The following is a 15,624-nucleotide window of genomic DNA, read 5'->3' as shown; positions in this document are numbered from 1 at the left end:
TTCGCGGGTAACCGTGGCGTTCCTACAATATGTGGGAGCATTTAGTGTATGCGACCTGACATGAAACAGATTCCCTGCTATCTTGTGAGGCAGGAGGATTGATGAACGTAAAAATTTCCAGTGACTTATTGAGCGCTCCGGAAGAAAACCGGATTGGCATCCAATACGGCGCATTGTGCTATCGGATCAAAGAAAACAAGCCTGAAATCCTGTTGGTGACCTCCCGAGGAACCGGGCGGTGGCTGATCCCCAAGGGCTGGCCGATCTTTTCGCGCGACGCCGTCGGAACTGCGACGGTCGAAGCCTGGGAAGAGGCTGGTGTGATCGGCTTGTGCCAATCCGAAAGCATCGGCAGCTTCACCTATACAAAAACGCGGGGCAGCAAGGGAAATCTGCCATGCATGGTCGAGGTGTTCCCGATCCGGGTCTGCCGTCTTGCCGCCAGTTTCCCCGAGCGCGACCAGCGCCGCCGTAAATGGTTTCGCCCACACAAGGCGGCGGCATGTGTGAACGAACCCGAACTCGCCCGGATGCTGTTGGAATTTCATCCACATCTTATACACAAGGAAAAGATCAAGTCTTGATCTTGCCGGGCGGCTGGATATCTATTCATGGACCTGAGAATATGAGTGCAAGATGATTCAATACGCTCTGAAGTGCAGTGAAGGCCACAGCTTCGACAGCTGGTTTCAGTCGGCGGATGCTTTTGACAAGCTCGCCGGGGCCGGGATGGTGACCTGCGCGATCTGCGGCGGCAGCGAGGTAGAGAAGGCAATCATGACGCCACGTGTGCGTCCCGGCCGAACCACAACGGACGATACCCGACACGGATCCGAAAAACCGCTGTCGAAACCGGCCTCAGTAGCAGAGCAGGCCTTGGCGGAACTGCGCCGCAACATCGAAAAAAATTCAGATTACGTCGGCAAGAATTTCGCGGCGGAGGCCCGCAAGATCCACCTGGGCGAAGCGCCCGAGCGGTCGATCTATGGCGAAGCCAAAATGGAAGACGCCAAGGCGCTGATGGAAGAGGGCGTTCCGGTCGCGCCGCTGCCCTTCATGCCGAACCGCAAGACAAACTGACCCATGCACGTGGTCATCACCGGCGCAAACCGGGGCATCGGCAAGGCATTGGCTGATCATTACCGGCAGGCAGGGCATGACGTTTCAGGCACTGCCCGTGACGGCAGCCACTTTATCCTGTTGGATGTGACCGACCCGGGCCATCACCGCGCGATGGCCGAGACATTGCAGGACAAGCCAGTCGATCTTCTCATCTGCAACGCGGGCGTCTATCTGGACAAGGGACAGACCATCGACGGCTATCCGCGCGAGATGTGGGACCAGACCTTTGCCGCCAATGTCACTGGCGTGTTCCTGACAATTCAGACCCTTCTGCCCAACCTGCGTGCGGCGCGCGGCAAAATCGCGATCATTTCGTCACAGATGGCTTCGCATGAACATGCGCCCGGCGGCAGCTATATCTATCGCGCCTCCAAGGCGGCGGCGCTCAATCTCGGGCGCAATCTGGCCACGGATCTGAAAGACGACGGCATCGCCGTGGGAATCTACCACCCCGGCTGGGTTCAGACCGACATGGGCGGAGCTGCGGCCACCATCACCACAGACGAGGCCGTCAATGGCCTCATCCAAAGGTTCGAGGCGCTGTCGCTGGCCTCAACCGGCTGTTTCGAGACATGGGACGGCCGCACGCACCCTTACTGAGAGGTCAGCGCCCTGAGTGGCAGTTCGTAAACCTCGCCCGGCTCGATATAGATGATCAGCATGTCTCCGCGCGTTTCCGTGGACAGGGCCGAAGTGGAACTGGACGCCACCGCCTTCGTCCCCTCGAAATAGATCCGCCGGACCTCTCCGGTCTTCAACTGAACCGCCAGTGTCGAGGCTCCATCGTCCTTGCGGCGAAATTCGGCGGGACAGCTTTCGATCTGTTGGCCAGGTACGGCGGCACAGGGAACAGTACCCAAGGCGTTCTGACCGTCGGTTCCGGATACCGTCGCCTCCTGCGCTGTGGCCTGGGTGGACAACACGGCAAAAGCCAAAAGAACTGATCGCATCGAAAACCCCTTGTGCGTATGGAACCGCTCCAAGCTGGCACCCGGCCCCGGCAATGTAAAGCGGTGCCTTGCCGCAGGCATTCCGCCTTTGTCCACTTGCTCTTGGCTGCCCCCTCGCATAAGAGGCTCGGGACCGGAATTCCTTGGCGCGGAGACTTTTGGCCCCATGCCCTTACTCGTGATGAAATTTGGTGGCACCTCGGTTGCCAATCTCGACCGCATCCGCCGCGCCGCCAAGCGCGTCGGCGTCGAGGTGGCCAAGGGCTATGATGTGATCGTCATCGTTTCGGCCATGTCGGGCAAGACCAACGAACTGGTCGGCTGGGTTGACGAAATCTCGCCCCTTTACGACGCGCGCGAATACGACGCCGTCGTCTCCTCGGGTGAAAACGTGACTGCCGGCCTGATGGCGCTGACCTTGCAGGAAATGGATATCCCGGCGCGCAGCTGGCAGGGCTGGCAGGTGCCGCTGATCACCACCTCGGCCCACTCCGCCGCCCGGATCGAGGAAATCCCGACCGACAACCTGAACCAGAAATTCGGCGAGGGCATGAAGGTTGCCGTGATCGCAGGCTTTCAGGGCATCAGCCCCGAGGGCCGCATAACCACGTTGGGCCGTGGGGGCTCCGACACGACTGCCGTGGCCTTCGCCGCCGCCTTCGGTGCCGAACGCTGCGATATCTACACTGATGTGGACGGCGTCTATACCACCGACCCGAGAATCTGCTCCAAGGCGCGCAAGCTCAACAAGATCTCGTTCGAGGAAATGCTCGAACTGGCCTCGCTTGGGGCCAAGGTGCTGCAGACGCGCTCGGTCGAGCTGGCAATGCGCTACAAGGTAAAACTGCGCGTCCTTTCGAGTTTCGAGGAACAAACCGACGAGGCGGGCACGCTCGTCTGCGATGAGGAGGAAATCATGGAATCCAATGTTGTCTCCGGCGTCGCCTATTCGCGCGACGAAGCCCAGATGACCCTGCTGTCGGTTGCTGACCGCCCGGGCATCGCCGCCACCATCTTCGGGGCCCTGTCGGATGCGGGTGTGAACGTCGACATGATCGTGCAGGACATCTCCGAGGAGGGTCGCACCAACATGACCTTCAGCCTGCCGACCGATCAGGTCAAACGCGCCGAAAAGGCCATGAACGACATCAAGGGCGTCGCGCTGAACTTTGACATTCTGCAGATCGAACCTGACGTCGCCAAGGTCTCGGTGGTGGGAATCGGCATGCGTTCGCAATCCGGCGTTGCGGCCAAAATGTTCAAGGTGCTCTCGGATGAGGGGATCAACATCAAGGTCATTACAACCTCTGAGATAAAAATTTCCGTGCTTGTGGACAGGAAATACATGGAACTTGCCGTTCAGGCGCTGCATGATGCGTTTGGACTGGACAAGGCCGCCTGAGTTTTCTCGACTGGGGCGCCTGACACAAAAACGTGATGGGGCCCATGGCTGACGGCACTGAAACAGAATCCCGCAAGCTGCTGGGGCGGCTGCGCGAAGCGATGGCCAGCGAAGCCGCCGGCCAGGAGCGTCTCGATCAGATCACCCATCTGATCGCCGACAGCATGCGCAGCGAAGTTTGCTCGGTCTATCTTTTCCGCGACGAAGAGACACTGGAGTTGTGTGCGACCCAGGGCCTTGCGCCGGAATCGGTGCACCAGACCCGCATGCGGATGGGTGAAGGGCTGGTGGGCCGCGTCGCCAAGACCGGCAAGGTCGTCAACACACCCAACGCTCCGGCGGAAAAAGGGTTCCGCTACATGCCGGAAACCGGCGAAGAACGGTTCTCGTCCTTCCTCGGCGTGCCGGTTCAGCGTTTGGGCGAAAAACTGGGCGTTCTGGTGGTGCAGTCGCGCGAGGCACGCCAGTTTTCCGCCGACGAGGTCTATGCGCTGGAAGTGGTCGCCATGGTTCTGGCCGAAATGGCCGAGCTTGGCGCCTTCATCGGCGAGGGTGCGGCCTTGTCGCCCCTGCACCAGCAATCCGTCGTGCTCAAGGGTGGCCCGGCCCAGGAGGGTTCCGCCGAGGGGCACGTTTGGCTGCACGAACCGCGCGTGGTGGTCACCAATCCGATCGCGGATGACCCGCAGCGCGAGCTCGAGCGCCTGAACGAAGCGGTCGAGGAATTGCGCGTCGGCGTCGACAAGATGCTCGAATTCTCGCAGGACGGCGACAAGGAACAGCTGCAGGTGCTCGAAGCCTACCGGATGTTTGCCAATTCCAAAGGCTGGATGCGCCGCATGGAAGAGGACATCGCCCGTGGTCTCAGCGCTGAGGCAGCGGTCGAAAAGGAACAGTCGCAGGCGCGCGCCCGGATGAGCCAGGTCACTGACCCCTATCTGCGCGAACGCCTTGCAGACCTTGATGATCTCAGCAACCGCCTGTTGAGAAACCTGACAGGGCAGGGCAGGGATACCGGGCTTGAACTGCCGCCCGATCCCATCCTGGTGGCCCGCAACATCGGCCCCGGCGATCTGCTGGAATATGGCCGCTCTCTCAAGGGCATCGTGCTCGAGGAAGGGTCTGTCGGCAGCCACGCGACCATCGTCGCCCGCGCCCTGGCAATCCCACTGGTGGTGCATGTAGGCCGCATTACGACCGAGGCGCTGAACGGCGACCATATTCTGGTCGATGGCGATCAGGGCGTGGTACACCTGCGCCCCGAAGATACCGTTGTCGGCGCTTTCCGCGACAAGATCGCAATGCAGGCCAAGGCACAGGAACGCTACGTTTCGATCCGCGACAAACCTGCGGTCACACTGGACGGGCACAAGATCGATATGGTGATGAATGCCGGGCTGATGGCCGACCTGCCATCGCTGCCCACTTCGGGGGCCGAGGGCGTCGGCCTGTTCCGCACCGAATTGCAATTTCTGATCCGTAACCAGATGCCGAAACGTTCGGAACTGGTGGCGCAATACGCCCGCGTTCTCGATGCCGCGCAGGGCAAGCGCGTGGTGTTCCGGACGCTCGATATCGGTTCCGACAAGGTGCTGCCCTACATGAAACACGTGGCCGAACCGAACCCGGCGCTGGGCTGGCGCGCGATCCGCGTCGGTCTCGACAAGCGCGGCGTCATGCGGATGCAGCTTCAGGCTCTGATCCGGGCCGCCAATGGCCGTCCGCTGACCATCATGTTTCCCTTCGTCGCTCAGGCCGAAGAGTTCTACGCCGCTCGCTGGGAGATCGAAAAAACCATCGCCCGGGAAAAGCGACTGGGCCACCCGTTACCGGAAAGCCTGGAAATCGGCGCGATGCTGGAAACACCGTCACTGGCCTTTGCGCCTCAGAAGTTCTTTGACGAGGTGGATTTCATCTCCATCGGCGGCAACGACCTGAAGCAGTTCTTCTTCGCTGCCGACCGCGAAAACGAACTGGTGCGCCGCCGCTATGACACGCTCAATGTCAGTTTCCTGACTTTCATCGAACGCATCGTCGAGCGCTGCAATCTCTCCAACACCCCGCTCAGCTTTTGCGGCGAGGACGCGGGCCGCCCGGTCGAGGCCATTTGCCTCGCCGCCATGGGCATCCGCAGCCTGTCCATGCGTCCCGCCTCGATTGGCCCGGTCAAAAGCCTGCTTCTGCGCGCCAACCTTCAGGATCTGCGCAAGATCATTTCCGACGCCAGCCACCGCGGCGACCAGACCGCGCGCCCGGCGGTGATGGAATGGCTGCGAAATCAGGTCTGACACTCCTCGCCGCCCCTGCTTCTTTCTGGTCTCAAATACCCAGGGTGAATTGCCCGCAGGTCAAGAGAGGCAGCGCCCCTCTTGTTTTTAGGTAAGGCGGCCCGCAAACTGGACCTGTCCCGTTTTTGTGCCGCCCCAGGTGCTCGTTTAAGCCACTTTCCTTTCGAATGCGACCGGGCTTTTCCAGCCGAGGGCTGAGTGCCGCCTTCGCGGATTGTAGAAACCGTTGATGTATTGGAAGATGGCCAGTTCCGCATCTCTGCGCGTCTGCCACGACCTGCGCCAGATCAGCTCCGCCTTGATCGTCTTGCAGAACGCTTCAACGGCGGAGTTGTCATAGCAGTTGCCCTTGCCGCTCATCGACACCTGGAACTCATGCTGGCGCAGGAGTTTTTGATAGTCGTGCGAACAGTATTGGCTGCCACGGTCGGTGTGGTGAATGCAGCCTGTTGGTGGCTGACGCAGCGCCACAGCCATCTTCAGTGCCCGGATCGCCCCCCTCTCATCGCCGCAAGCGGCGACTGCCGGGCAGCGGATCACGCTTCATGCGGTTGCTCACTGCCCAGCCGATCACACGCCGGGAATGCAGATCGAGGATGATCGCCAGATACAGCCAGCCTTCACGCGTCCAGACATAGCTGATGTCACCGGCCCATTTCTGGTTCGGGTGATCTGCGCGGAAGTTCCGGTTCAACAGGTTCGGCGCGATGTTGAAGGCATGGTTGCTGTCAGTCGTCACCTTGTATTTCTTCGTTCTCTCGACTCGTATGCCATTGTCACGCATCAGCCTACCAACGCGGCGGTGGCCGATGTTCAGACCAAGCTCCTTCAACTCTTCGGTCATCCTTGGGCGGCCGTAGCTGCCCAGGCTGAGACGAGACTGTTCCTTGATATGAGCCAGCACGACCATATCCGTCCGCTGCCTTTGACAGGCCGGACGGCTGCGATAGGCACGTAAGCCTCGTTCGCTGACATCCAGAACCTGGCAAAGGCGGTTGGTCGGGAATTCATGGCCACACTCCTCGATGAACCGGAACCTCATGGCCTTTGGCTCGCGAAGAAGGCTGTGGCCTTTTTTAGGATGTCCCTCTCCTCCTTGAGAATGCGGTTCTCCCGTCGAAGCCGTTCATTCTCACGGGCAAGGTCCAGGTCTTTGTCCGGCACCACCTCAGTATCACGATGTGCCGTCACCCATTTGTTCAGCGTCGATAGGCCAACACCCAAATCTGAAGCAACCTGCCTGCGCGTCAGCCCGCTCGTCAGCGCGATCCGCACCGCATCAGCGCGGAATTCGTCCGTCCGTTTCAGTCCCATAGTCAGTCTCCTTTGTTGCAATAAATGCTATCAAAGGAGCGGCATCAAACCGCGACACGTCCAGGGGCTCGCGATCTGCTTGGAGTTCCGCAAAGAAGGAGAAGAGTGTCGTGACGCATCAGTCCCATCCAACCGATCCGGTTGCCGGAGGAATTTCAATTCATGCAGTGGATGTTGCGGATGGCATACCCGCTGCCGGACTGGCGGTTCGGCTGTGGCACCTACGACCTGCGAGAACGGAAATCGCGTCGGGTGTGTGTGGCCCTGACAGGCTGCTGCACCATCCGGTCAGCGAGGGCCAAGACGTGCAGTCAGGGCTCTAAGAGGTCGAATTTGAGGTCGGAGACTATTATCGGCAAGCTGGCCGCATCATTCCGAACCCTTCGTTTCTCGAAATCGCGGTGTTTCGCTTTGGCATCGAGCGCGTCGAGGAACACTTCCATCTGCCGTTCAAGTTCACACCGTGGGGGTATTCTCTTTTCCGGGGCGGCGCCTAGGTATAACAGGCATTGCCACTCGTCGAGATCAAATGAGACAACGGAAACCAAAAATTCCAATGTATATCAGTTGGATGCGCAGTATTTGAGATTCAATAGAATCTCTGGATATTGAATTTCAATGCCCACCGCCCGCACCACGTTTCTATTCCGATCTGAATCAGGCGTCTGCAGCAATGCGGGCTGTGCGATACGGGGTTTGCCTGCTAAGCTTTGTGCATTGCTGAACTATTCGCGACCGACGTGGGGGAGGCGAAGGTGCAGAACGCGGGAAAACCAGCGAAGATGGATACCCCCGGAGGCGACCACATCGGGTTGCCCTGGCCAGAGGGGTATCAGGACCTTCGCCCGGTGCTGCAGGAGCAATGGGGGTTCAGCGATGACATGTATCTGCATCACAAGCTGAGCGGAAAGTCGGGGGCCTATGTTTATGCCGCCGATGTCCATTGCTCCGATTTCAGCGGGCAGGCGATCCTAAAATTCGACCGCGCGCCCGACCCGGCCTGGAACGAACTGTCGGAGGCGGAGCGGCACGATATCGCGTTCAGGGTCGCCCCCGAATTTGCCCGTGCGCATCTGCCAGAACTGCTGAAAACAAGCGCTGTCGATGACCGGATTGCGATCCTGTCGTCGATTGCCGGGCGGGGGCTGGAATATGCCAAGCCCTGGGCCGAATGTGCGCATGACGAACAGGTAGAGGCGGTGAACCTGCTGTCGTCCGGATTGCTTGAGGACTGGAACCGCGACTGTCACCTGGCGGCTGGGCTGGTGTCGGTCGGAGACATCCTCAGAGGGTGGTTGAATTATCGGCTGGACCCGGTTCAGGGCCGGATTTTCCAATTTGTGCAGAGTGAATGCGGGCTTTGTGCGGAGGACCAAAGCCTGATTTTCGATGGTCGCTGGTACCCGAACCCGCTGAACCTGGTGGCGGGTGCGTCGGGAGGGGCGGCGGATCAGAAACTGCGCGCGGTTATTGGCAACACCCACGGCGATCTGCACGGGTACAACGTGTTGCTTGGCGGGTCGGGGTCTGCGCGCCTGAACTATTATCTGATCGATCTGGCGCTTTATCAGGACAAGCAGTTCCTGTTTTACGACCACGCTTATTTCGAACTCAGCCACCTTCTGCTGGCGCGGGAAAGGGCGGACGCGGAAAGCTGGAGTGCGCTGATGGGGCATCTGAGCGTGTTTGACCATGCCGGGCCCGAGGTGAAGCTGAAAGGCGATGATCTGGGCCTCATTCAATTGATCGAGACACTGCGTCGGAACGTGATGGAGTGGGTGGACCGCAATCAGTCGAGCAGGCTGTCCTATATGGAAAAGCAATACATGCTGGCGCGGGTCGCGGTGGGCCTGAATTTTGTCAACAAACCGCTTTCGGACAAATCCCGAAAGATGGCGTTTCTGTACGCGGCGGCCAACCTCAAGGATTATGTGGTGCTTTCGGGGCTGGATTGGCCCAAACACGGGCCGCTGTTCGAAATTACCGAGATGGCAGGAGGTGGGGCCGACGGCGGCATGCCGGTCAAAAGCAGCAGTGACGGGCGGTTCCGGGTTTCGGACCCCACCCGTGTTTTGCCGGAGGACAGGCCGGCGGTTGCTGTGCTGGCCTTTGACAACCTGAGTGGTGATCCTGAACAGGAATATTTCTCGGACGGGTTCAGCCAGGAACTGCTGACCTGTCTGTCGAGCGTGGATTGGTTGATGGTGATTTCGCGGGGATCATCCTTTGCCTACAAGGGGCAGCCAGTAGATGTAAAGCGGATCGGGCGCGAACTGGGGGTCGACTACATTGTCGAAGGCAGCGTGCGACGAGCCGAGGCGCGGGCGCGAATCTCTGTCCAACTGATCGACGCCAGAACCAGCCATCACCTGTGGGCAGAGCGGTTTGACCGGGATGTGCAGGACATATTCGATTTGCAGGAGGAAATCGCCCAGGCAATTGCGATGAATGTCGATTCACGGCTGAAGGTCGTGGAGCGCGAACGCGCCAGTATTTTTGAAGGCTCGCTGAGTCTTTGGCACGGCTTTCAACGCGCGATGTGGCATTTTCACAAGTTTTCTGAAGAGCATACGCAAACTGCGCAAACTCTGCTCGGAAGTCTGGTGGAGACTGCCCCCCAATTCGGCGAGGCCCATGCGTTGTTGTCTTTTTTCGATTGTCGCCGCATCACATTCTGTGAAGCCGAGAAACCGGAAGAGGTTTTGGACAGAGCCCGCCGACAGGCGAGCCTCGCCGTATCCCTGGACGACCGAAGCAGCATGGCGAAGGTTGCGCTGAGCCGCGTTTTAACGTTCGAGGGTAAGCACCAAAGAGCAGTGGATCAGGCCGAACTGGCCGTTTCGTTGAATCCGAGTTCAACTGTGGCGCATCTCTGTCTGGCGGTTGCATATTTCTGGGGCGGGCAGGCCGAGGCTGCCATGCCAATTCTTGAGACCTCAATTCGACTGAGTCCAAAGGGGCCGTTTCTTGACGTCAAGAGATGCCTCAAGGCGTTGTGCCGATACGCTACCGGAGAGATCAGCGAGGCTGAGGTTCTGGCAAGGTCGGCGTGTCACAGTCAAATGGCCGGGCCGGTTGGGCCCATCGTCATGAGTGTTGTCCTGGCGCGACAGGACCGGATTTCGGAGGCAAATGAAGTCATCCAGGAGCTGTTGAGCTGGAGGCCGGATTTTTCAATCAGCCGCTTCCATCGTTGCTGGAGCGGCTTTGCGCCGGACTACCTGGCGATGATGACCGAGGATCTGCACCGGGCAGGTTTGCCGGAGTGATCCTGGGCGACGGCGTGATTGGTTCTTTGTTTAATCGGCCAGTTGACCATATGCTGGTGATGTTCATTCAGGTTCATTAGGGGCAGAGTCATGGATGTGCCAATCGCCCGTATTCGGCATTTGATCTCGTTTTTGAAAACGTCCGGTGCAACGCCGGAAGATATCGCCGGTATTATGAAACAAAGCGGGCTGACGACCGCCGATATCGACCCGCCGGCCGAGGTCTGTGACATCCGTAACGAGGCCGGTTTTGTCCGGGCCGCCTGCGATCAGATGAAAGACATTACCTTTGGCGCCAAGGCCGGGCTTGCGTTGAGGGATGCGTCCGGCCTGAACGCATATATCAGCAAATACTCGCGGAACCTGCGGGAGGCGATTGACTACACGTCGCGCTTTCACGACATCATCGATCCCGCCATTGCGTTCAGCCTGCGGATTTCGGGAAATGTCGCCTCGCTCGAAGCGGACTGGAAGGATGCGGGATATACCCGCTATCACCGCCGAACCGAGACATTGATGTTTGCCGCGGTCGCGCGGATGCGGTCGGTCACGCAATCCGGGTTCTTCCCGATCGAGATGCGGTTGCAGCATCAGGTTGGGAAGGCTGCGCAAATCTTTCAGAAGGTTGGGGGATTCCCTGTAGTGTTCGGGGCGGAAAAGACCGAGATCCTGTTGTCGCATTCCAGCCTGGACCTGCCCATTCCGACCTATGACGCCAGCCTGCGCGACCATCTGGTCGAGTATGGCAATCGGCTGTTGGCGGAGCGGGCGGTGCCGAAACAGCCGCTGAGGGCGCGGGTCGAGGGGCTGATCACCGCCTCGCTGCCCGGACGGGTCATCCCGGCGGAAGAGGCCGCCGCCAATCTGGGCATGAGCCCGCGCACCTTTACCCGCCGGTTACAGGAAGAAGGCGCGAATTTCCGCGCCATCGTGGATGACCTGCGATGCGATCTGGCGCAGACCTTCATCAAGGCCGGCATGAACCTGTCGGAAGTTTCCTTTGCGCTCGGCTATGCGGATCAGGCGGCGTTTTCCACTGCGTTCAGGCGGTGGACGGGAGAATCGCCAAGCGCGTTTCGGGAAAAGGCGTCTTTGGTGAAAGGCGATTGATCCGGGCAGACCGGAGCGGGGTGGCCGGGGGTCATCGGCGTTTCCGCCTCGCCCCGACCGGTCCGTGAGTGGACAAGAGAAAGATAGGAGCCTGGAGGGTGCAGCCTTTTGATTTCCCGCCAAATGCATTGTGAGTTCCGCCAATTATGCAGGTGAAAGACCTGGTTCTGTTGAAAGCGAACGTTTTCGAATTGCATCCGGCACCTACATCTTCGAAAATTCGCATGTACACGCCAAAAACGGTTTCAGGGAGGAAACAGATGGCACTGACGGTCAAGGACATGATGCAGGCTGCAAATGCGGTCATCGAACGGATTGATGCGGCCAAGGCAAAACAGCTGATGGAAGAGGGCGCGTTGCTGCTGGATATTCGCGACGCGCCGGAACTGGAACGCACCGGGCGGGCGGCGGGTTCGCACCATATCCCGCGCGGTATGCTGGAATTCCGCGCCGATCCAGAGACGCCGTATCATGACCCTGAAATGCAAAAGGACCGGGTGATCGTGCTGCATTGCGCCTCTGGAGGGCGCGCGGCGCTTGCGGGCAAGCTGCTAAAGGAAATGGGCTATGCCGAGGTTTATAACCTGGGCGGGCTGAACGATTGGCGGCAAGGCGGGGGCGACGTGATCGAGCCGGTCGATCCGGGAATGTAGGCAAGCTGATCCAGGTCAAAGCTGATCACATTCCAAAAGATGCATGAAGTGGCGGAACGGACAACAAAGGACGAATCGGCCATGATGCGGCTTGCAGCACTTCTTTATTCCCTGATTTCAACGGCTTTGGCCGGGTCGGCGGTAATCGCCGTCCTGTCCGCAGGACTGGTGTCGCTGGGGGCAATTTTGTCGGCAGCGGCCGTGGGTTTTGCCGCGGCCGCGCCGGTGTCGTGGCTGGTGGCGCGGCGGCTGTATCAGGGCTGAACCAGGGTTACGCGTTCAGGAAAGCCCGTGTTGCGGCCTCGAATTCGCGGGGCCGTTCCGCATGCAGCCAATGACCCGCCTCGGGGATTTTGGCAAAGCGTGCACGGGGAAACAGCGAGCGGATCAGGTCGCGATGCTCGGGTTTGACATAGTCCGAGGCGGCCCCAGACAGAAACAGCGTGGGGCCGTCCCATGTGGCGTCGATGTCGGGAAAACCCATTATCTTGGGCATCTCGGCGGCCAGGCCATCAAGGTTCAGCCGCCACCGCTTTTCGTTGAGGTCCAGCGACTGGGTGAAGAAGCTTTGCAGCGCCTTGTCGACCCCAAGCACGGCAAGCTGATCCTCGACATCCAAGCGGCGCTCGACCGTGGACATGTCGACACCGCGCATCGCCTCGATAAAGGGCATCTGGCTGTGGCCGTAGGCCACGGGCGCGATGTCGGCGACAACCAGCTTGCGCACCAGATCGCCGTGCTGCAGGGCCAGAGTCATCGCTGCCTTGCCGCCCATCGAATGACCGACAACATCCGCCGTGCCGCCGAGGTGGTCGATGACCTTGGCCAGATCGCCTGCCATCGCGGGATAGTCATGTACGTCCGACCAGGGGCTGTGGGCATGGTTGCGCATGTCAACCGCGATGACCTGTCGTTCATCGGACAGACGTTTGGCGATGACCCCCCAGTTGCGGGCCGAGCCGTAAAGGCCGTGCGCAATCACCAGCGGGGGCAGGGCGGTAGGTGTGCCATGAATGATCGTGTTCAACATGTCACGGTGATACAGGCGCTTTTTCAAAACGGCCAGCCCCATTGAGACTGCCGTGGCGCGAGGATATGTTTGCCCGTCAGGAGGATGCGCAGGTGAGCCACGGCAAACAAGTTCAGGACCAGATTGCCGAGACGATCGGACTGCTGCGCAGCAAGCTTGGCGTGCGGGGCAAAACGCTTGCCGCCTCGTTGAAACGCGCCAGACACCGGCTGCCGCGCCGGGTCTATGGGCAGGCGATGGTTCTGGCGCGGGCCGAGCCGATGGCGAGTCATCCAAAGCTGCGCCTGACGCTGGACACCCCGTCGCTGACGGCGGCGGCCCATGAAGTGCAGACGCATCTGCACGCAATTGATCTGGCCGACCGCCGTTGGGGGCGGTTTTTGAGCATTCTCGGCAGCCTGGCGTTCAACCTGCTTTTATTGGCCGCGCTGATCGGCGCGTTCCTGTGGTGGCAGGGGTGATCTGATCTTTTCGTTTCCTCTCGTGTCTCGTATTGTGAACGAGGTTCATGGAAGGGATCGGCATGGTATCGAAATCTCAGGCCCGCAGGGCGGAATTGCGTGAAAAACTTGTCGTGGCAGCGGAAACCCGGATTGCTCGCGATGGGGTGGCGGAGCTGCGCGCCCGCGATCTTGCCAAAGATGCGGGCTGTGCGCTGGGGGCGATCTACAATGTCTTTGACGATCTCAACGCGATCATCATGGCAGTGAACGGACGGACCTTTCAGCGTCTGGGGCAGGCCGTTGCCGGATCGTTCGACGGTAGCGAAGAACCGGTCCAGCACCTGATCGTCATGAGTACGGCCTATCTTAGGTTTGCCGAGGCCAATACGAACCTTTGGCGCGCCCTGTTCGATCTGAAGATGGTCGATGATGGTACGGTGCCAGACTGGTATCGCCAGGCCTTGAACGACCTTTTTGCATATATTGCTGACCCGGTGTCGAAGCTGTTTCCGAATGATACGCGAGAGGACTTGCATCTGATGACCCGCGCCTTGTTTTCCTCGGTGCATGGGATCGTAATACTGGGCCTCGAAAACCGGATCTCGGGTGTTCCGAGCGAGCAGGTCGAGCGTATGATTGCGAGAGTTATTTTCCAAATCGGAAACAAATAGTTTCCTGAACGACGTTCACAGAACGATTGAACATTGTTCAAAGTATTGGTACGTCAAGTTTGTGAACGATGTTCATTTCTTGGAGGAACCTATGTTTGGTACTTTGAAAACCTTGTTCAATGGCGCTAATGCCCGCGCCGAGGATCGCCTGCGCGACGCTTATTCCATCGAATTGATTGACCAGAAAATTCGCGAGGCGGAGCAGAATCTGAAAGCGGCCAAGCTGACATTGGCCAGCATGATCCAGCGCCAGCGCAGCGAGCAGCGCCAGGCTGACAGCTTGCAGACCCGCATGCGAGACCTGACTGATCGCGCCGCTCTTGCGCTGGCGGACGGGCGCGAGGACATGGCGCGCACGGCGGCGCAGGCCATCGCTGATCTGGAAAACGAAACGACTCTGCGGCAACAGACTCTGAGACGTTTGGACACGCGCATCGTGCAACTGCGGCAAACGGTCGAAACTGCAAACCGTCGCATCATCGACCTTAAACAAGGCGCGGTAACGGCGCGGGCGATCCGGCGCGAGCAGGGTCTGCAAAAGCGGCTGAACCGGCATCTGGGCGGGGACAGCCCGATCGAAGAGGCCGAGGCGCTGATCAACCGTGTGATGCAAAAGGATGACCCGTTCGAGCAAGCCGAGATATTGCGCGACATTGACGGGGAACTCGATCATTCGTCGCTGGCCGAACAGATGGAGGATGCCGGTTATGGGCCTGGGACACGCTCAACCGCGGCGAGTGTGTTGCGACGTTTGGAACAGCAATCTCAGGCGGATGCCGATCCAGATGGCCAGGGCAAAAAGAATTAACCCAGTAAATCATAGGAGACCAAGATGAATAACCGTAATGAAAACTCGCTCATCATGATGCTGAACGGGGCCGGCGTCGCCCTCGCCTATGGCTTGCTGGCCATCTCCCTGTACTTGTCCACGGATGTGCCGCTTGCAACAAAGGGGTATTGGGGCATGGGCATCCTGTTGCTGACAGTGAGCCTGATCAATGTGGTCAAATACCGGTTCGACACCCGCTCTGCCGAGGACCGGCTGAACCGGATCGAAGAGGCGCGTAACGAAAAGCTGCTGGAAGAGGCGCTGAAAGATCCCAAGGACGAGATCTGAACGACCGCGCCAAACCTCTGAACCCGGCCCTGCGCTTTCAATACAACCATGATGCGCGCAACAGCGGCGGGAGAGATTCGGGTGACCAAAAGGAAAACGGCGCCAGTAAGGCGCCGTTTGTTTTTTCACGAACTGTCTGATGTCTCAGAGGTTCGGGTACAGGGGGAATCGGGCGCAGAGGTCTGCGACTTTGGCGCGGACCTTGGCTTCGACTTCGCCGTTGCCGTCCGGGCCGTTGGCGGCCAGGCCGTCGAC

Annotated in this window: 16 protein-coding genes and 2 pseudogenes; 15 read left to right on the top strand and 3 right to left on the bottom strand. The window is 59.5% G+C overall.

Annotated features, from left to right (window positions below):
* Positions 1–101: 101 nt before the first annotated feature.
* Genes ACR0LZ_RS00090 through ACR0LZ_RS00080 form a run of 3 tightly spaced genes read left to right on the top strand, consistent with a single transcriptional unit; the run spans position 102 to position 1,722 of the window.
* Positions 102–584: an NUDIX hydrolase gene (locus tag ACR0LZ_RS00090; protein ID WP_480747724.1), complete on the top strand. Its 483-nt coding sequence runs from the start codon at positions 102–104 to the stop codon at positions 582–584.
* Between the two features lie 52 nt (positions 585–636).
* Positions 637–1,080 (top strand): DUF1178 family protein, encoded by a 444-nt coding sequence (locus tag ACR0LZ_RS00085; RefSeq protein ID WP_480747723.1) that lies wholly within the window; start codon positions 637–639, stop codon positions 1,078–1,080.
* Positions 1,081–1,083: 3 nt separating this feature from the next.
* Positions 1,084–1,722, top strand: a complete 639-nt coding sequence (locus ACR0LZ_RS00080) for an SDR family oxidoreductase (RefSeq protein WP_480747722.1) — start codon at positions 1,084–1,086, stop codon at positions 1,720–1,722.
* Here ACR0LZ_RS00080 and ACR0LZ_RS00075 read toward each other — a convergent pair.
* Positions 1,716–2,072, bottom strand: a complete 357-nt coding sequence (locus ACR0LZ_RS00075; protein ID WP_480747721.1) for a hypothetical protein — start codon at positions 2,070–2,072, stop codon at positions 1,716–1,718. The genes ACR0LZ_RS00080 and ACR0LZ_RS00075 overlap by 7 nt on opposite strands.
* Positions 2,073–2,238: 166 nt before the next feature.
* Between ACR0LZ_RS00075 and ACR0LZ_RS00070 the strand changes: the two genes are divergently transcribed.
* Together ACR0LZ_RS00070 and ptsP are read left to right on the top strand one after the other, a co-directional pair.
* Positions 2,239–3,474 carry an aspartate kinase gene (locus ACR0LZ_RS00070; protein ID WP_480747720.1) on the top strand — a complete coding sequence of 412 codons (1,236 nt, stop codon included), beginning with the start codon at positions 2,239–2,241 and terminating at the stop codon, positions 3,472–3,474.
* 44 nt (positions 3,475–3,518) lie between these two features.
* On the top strand, positions 3,519–5,762 hold the full coding sequence (ptsP, locus tag ACR0LZ_RS00065) for a phosphoenolpyruvate--protein phosphotransferase (protein ID WP_480747719.1): 2,244 nt from the start codon (positions 3,519–3,521) through the stop codon (positions 5,760–5,762).
* Positions 5,763–5,909: 147 nt separating this feature from the next.
* On the opposite strand, the pseudogene ACR0LZ_RS00060 reads toward ptsP, so the two are convergent.
* Positions 5,910–7,076, bottom strand: a pseudogene (locus ACR0LZ_RS00060) (IS3 family transposase).
* Positions 7,077–7,186: 110 nt separating this feature from the next.
* Between ACR0LZ_RS00060 and ACR0LZ_RS00055 the strand changes: the two are divergent.
* The 6 genes and pseudogenes from ACR0LZ_RS00055 to ACR0LZ_RS00030 all read left to right on the top strand — a co-directional run bounded on the left by ACR0LZ_RS00055 (position 7,187) and on the right by ACR0LZ_RS00030 (position 12,372).
* The gene (locus tag ACR0LZ_RS00055; RefSeq protein ID WP_480747718.1) at positions 7,187–7,399 is read left to right on the top strand and encodes a peptidase associated/transthyretin-like domain-containing protein; all 213 of its coding nucleotides are present in this window, start codon (positions 7,187–7,189) and stop codon (positions 7,397–7,399) included.
* A gap of 15 nt (positions 7,400–7,414) precedes the next feature.
* Positions 7,415–7,573 (top strand): annotated as a pseudogene (locus ACR0LZ_RS00050) (hydroxyisourate hydrolase); the annotation flags it as partial.
* Between the two features lie 285 nt (positions 7,574–7,858).
* Positions 7,859–10,345 carry a hypothetical protein gene (locus ACR0LZ_RS00045; RefSeq protein WP_480747717.1) on the top strand — a complete coding sequence of 829 codons (2,487 nt, stop codon included), beginning with the start codon at positions 7,859–7,861 and terminating at the stop codon, positions 10,343–10,345.
* 90 nt (positions 10,346–10,435) lie between these two features.
* Complete coding sequence (locus ACR0LZ_RS00040) at positions 10,436–11,455, top strand: helix-turn-helix domain-containing protein (protein ID WP_480747716.1); 1,020 nt, start codon at positions 10,436–10,438, stop codon at positions 11,453–11,455.
* Positions 11,456–11,715: 260 nt separating this feature from the next.
* A complete protein-coding gene (locus ACR0LZ_RS00035; protein WP_480747715.1) occupies positions 11,716–12,108 on the top strand; it encodes a rhodanese-like domain-containing protein in 393 nt (130 codons plus the stop codon).
* Between the two features lie 81 nt (positions 12,109–12,189).
* On the top strand, positions 12,190–12,372 hold the full coding sequence (locus ACR0LZ_RS00030) for a hypothetical protein (protein ID WP_480747714.1): 183 nt from the start codon (positions 12,190–12,192) through the stop codon (positions 12,370–12,372).
* Positions 12,373–12,379: 7 nt separating this feature from the next.
* Here ACR0LZ_RS00030 and ACR0LZ_RS00025 read toward each other — a convergent pair whose 3' ends face one another.
* Positions 12,380–13,180, bottom strand: a complete 801-nt coding sequence (locus ACR0LZ_RS00025) for an alpha/beta fold hydrolase (protein WP_480747713.1) — start codon at positions 13,178–13,180, stop codon at positions 12,380–12,382.
* Between ACR0LZ_RS00025 and ACR0LZ_RS00020 the strand changes: the two genes are divergently transcribed.
* The 4 genes from ACR0LZ_RS00020 to ACR0LZ_RS00005 all read left to right on the top strand — a co-directional run bounded on the left by ACR0LZ_RS00020 (position 13,180) and on the right by ACR0LZ_RS00005 (position 15,369).
* Positions 13,180–13,599, top strand: a complete 420-nt coding sequence (locus tag ACR0LZ_RS00020) for a hypothetical protein (protein ID WP_480747712.1) — start codon at positions 13,180–13,182, stop codon at positions 13,597–13,599. The two genes, ACR0LZ_RS00025 and ACR0LZ_RS00020, sit on opposite strands and share 1 nt — an antisense overlap.
* Before the next feature lie 62 nt (positions 13,600–13,661).
* Positions 13,662–14,252 (top strand): TetR/AcrR family transcriptional regulator, encoded by a 591-nt coding sequence (locus ACR0LZ_RS00015; RefSeq protein WP_480747711.1) that lies wholly within the window; start codon positions 13,662–13,664, stop codon positions 14,250–14,252.
* A gap of 91 nt (positions 14,253–14,343) precedes the next feature.
* Positions 14,344–15,060: a PspA/IM30 family protein gene (locus tag ACR0LZ_RS00010; protein ID WP_480747710.1), complete on the top strand. Its 717-nt coding sequence runs from the start codon at positions 14,344–14,346 to the stop codon at positions 15,058–15,060.
* Positions 15,061–15,084: 24 nt separating this feature from the next.
* The gene (locus ACR0LZ_RS00005; RefSeq protein ID WP_480747709.1) at positions 15,085–15,369 is read left to right on the top strand and encodes a YiaA/YiaB family inner membrane protein; all 285 of its coding nucleotides are present in this window, start codon (positions 15,085–15,087) and stop codon (positions 15,367–15,369) included.
* Positions 15,370–15,624 lie beyond the last annotated feature (255 nt).

The organism is Ruegeria sp. CI1, from assembly GCF_056536925.1.
This window is presented reverse-complemented; position numbering and strand designations above follow the sequence as displayed.

What these genes read in the sequence shown, in the direction of transcription:
- ptsP (WP_480747719.1), top strand. Translation starts at nt 3,519, where the DNA reads ATGGCTGACGGCACTGAAACAGAATCCCGCAAGCTGCTGGGGCGGCTG.
- ACR0LZ_RS00040 (WP_480747716.1), top strand. Translation starts at nt 10,436, where the DNA reads ATGGATGTGCCAATCGCCCGTATTCGGCATTTGATCTCGTTTTTGAAA.
- ACR0LZ_RS00085 (WP_480747723.1), top strand. Translation starts at nt 637, where the DNA reads ATGATTCAATACGCTCTGAAGTGCAGTGAAGGCCACAGCTTCGACAGC.
- ACR0LZ_RS00015 (WP_480747711.1), top strand. Translation starts at nt 13,662, where the DNA reads ATGGTATCGAAATCTCAGGCCCGCAGGGCGGAATTGCGTGAAAAACTT.
- ACR0LZ_RS00090 (WP_480747724.1), top strand. Translation starts at nt 102, where the DNA reads ATGAACGTAAAAATTTCCAGTGACTTATTGAGCGCTCCGGAAGAAAAC.
- ACR0LZ_RS00045 (WP_480747717.1), top strand. Translation starts at nt 7,859, where the DNA reads ATGGATACCCCCGGAGGCGACCACATCGGGTTGCCCTGGCCAGAGGGG.
- ACR0LZ_RS00080 (WP_480747722.1), top strand. Translation starts at nt 1,084, where the DNA reads ATGCACGTGGTCATCACCGGCGCAAACCGGGGCATCGGCAAGGCATTG.
- ACR0LZ_RS00025 (WP_480747713.1), bottom strand. Translation starts at nt 13,180, where the DNA reads ATGGGGCTGGCCGTTTTGAAAAAGCGCCTGTATCACCGTGACATGTTG.
- ACR0LZ_RS00010 (WP_480747710.1), top strand. Translation starts at nt 14,344, where the DNA reads ATGTTTGGTACTTTGAAAACCTTGTTCAATGGCGCTAATGCCCGCGCC.
- ACR0LZ_RS00070 (WP_480747720.1), top strand. Translation starts at nt 2,239, where the DNA reads ATGCCCTTACTCGTGATGAAATTTGGTGGCACCTCGGTTGCCAATCTC.
- ACR0LZ_RS00005 (WP_480747709.1), top strand. Translation starts at nt 15,085, where the DNA reads ATGAATAACCGTAATGAAAACTCGCTCATCATGATGCTGAACGGGGCC.
- ACR0LZ_RS00075 (WP_480747721.1), bottom strand. Translation starts at nt 2,072, where the DNA reads ATGCGATCAGTTCTTTTGGCTTTTGCCGTGTTGTCCACCCAGGCCACA.
- ACR0LZ_RS00035 (WP_480747715.1), top strand. Translation starts at nt 11,716, where the DNA reads ATGGCACTGACGGTCAAGGACATGATGCAGGCTGCAAATGCGGTCATC.
- ACR0LZ_RS00030 (WP_480747714.1), top strand. Translation starts at nt 12,190, where the DNA reads ATGATGCGGCTTGCAGCACTTCTTTATTCCCTGATTTCAACGGCTTTG.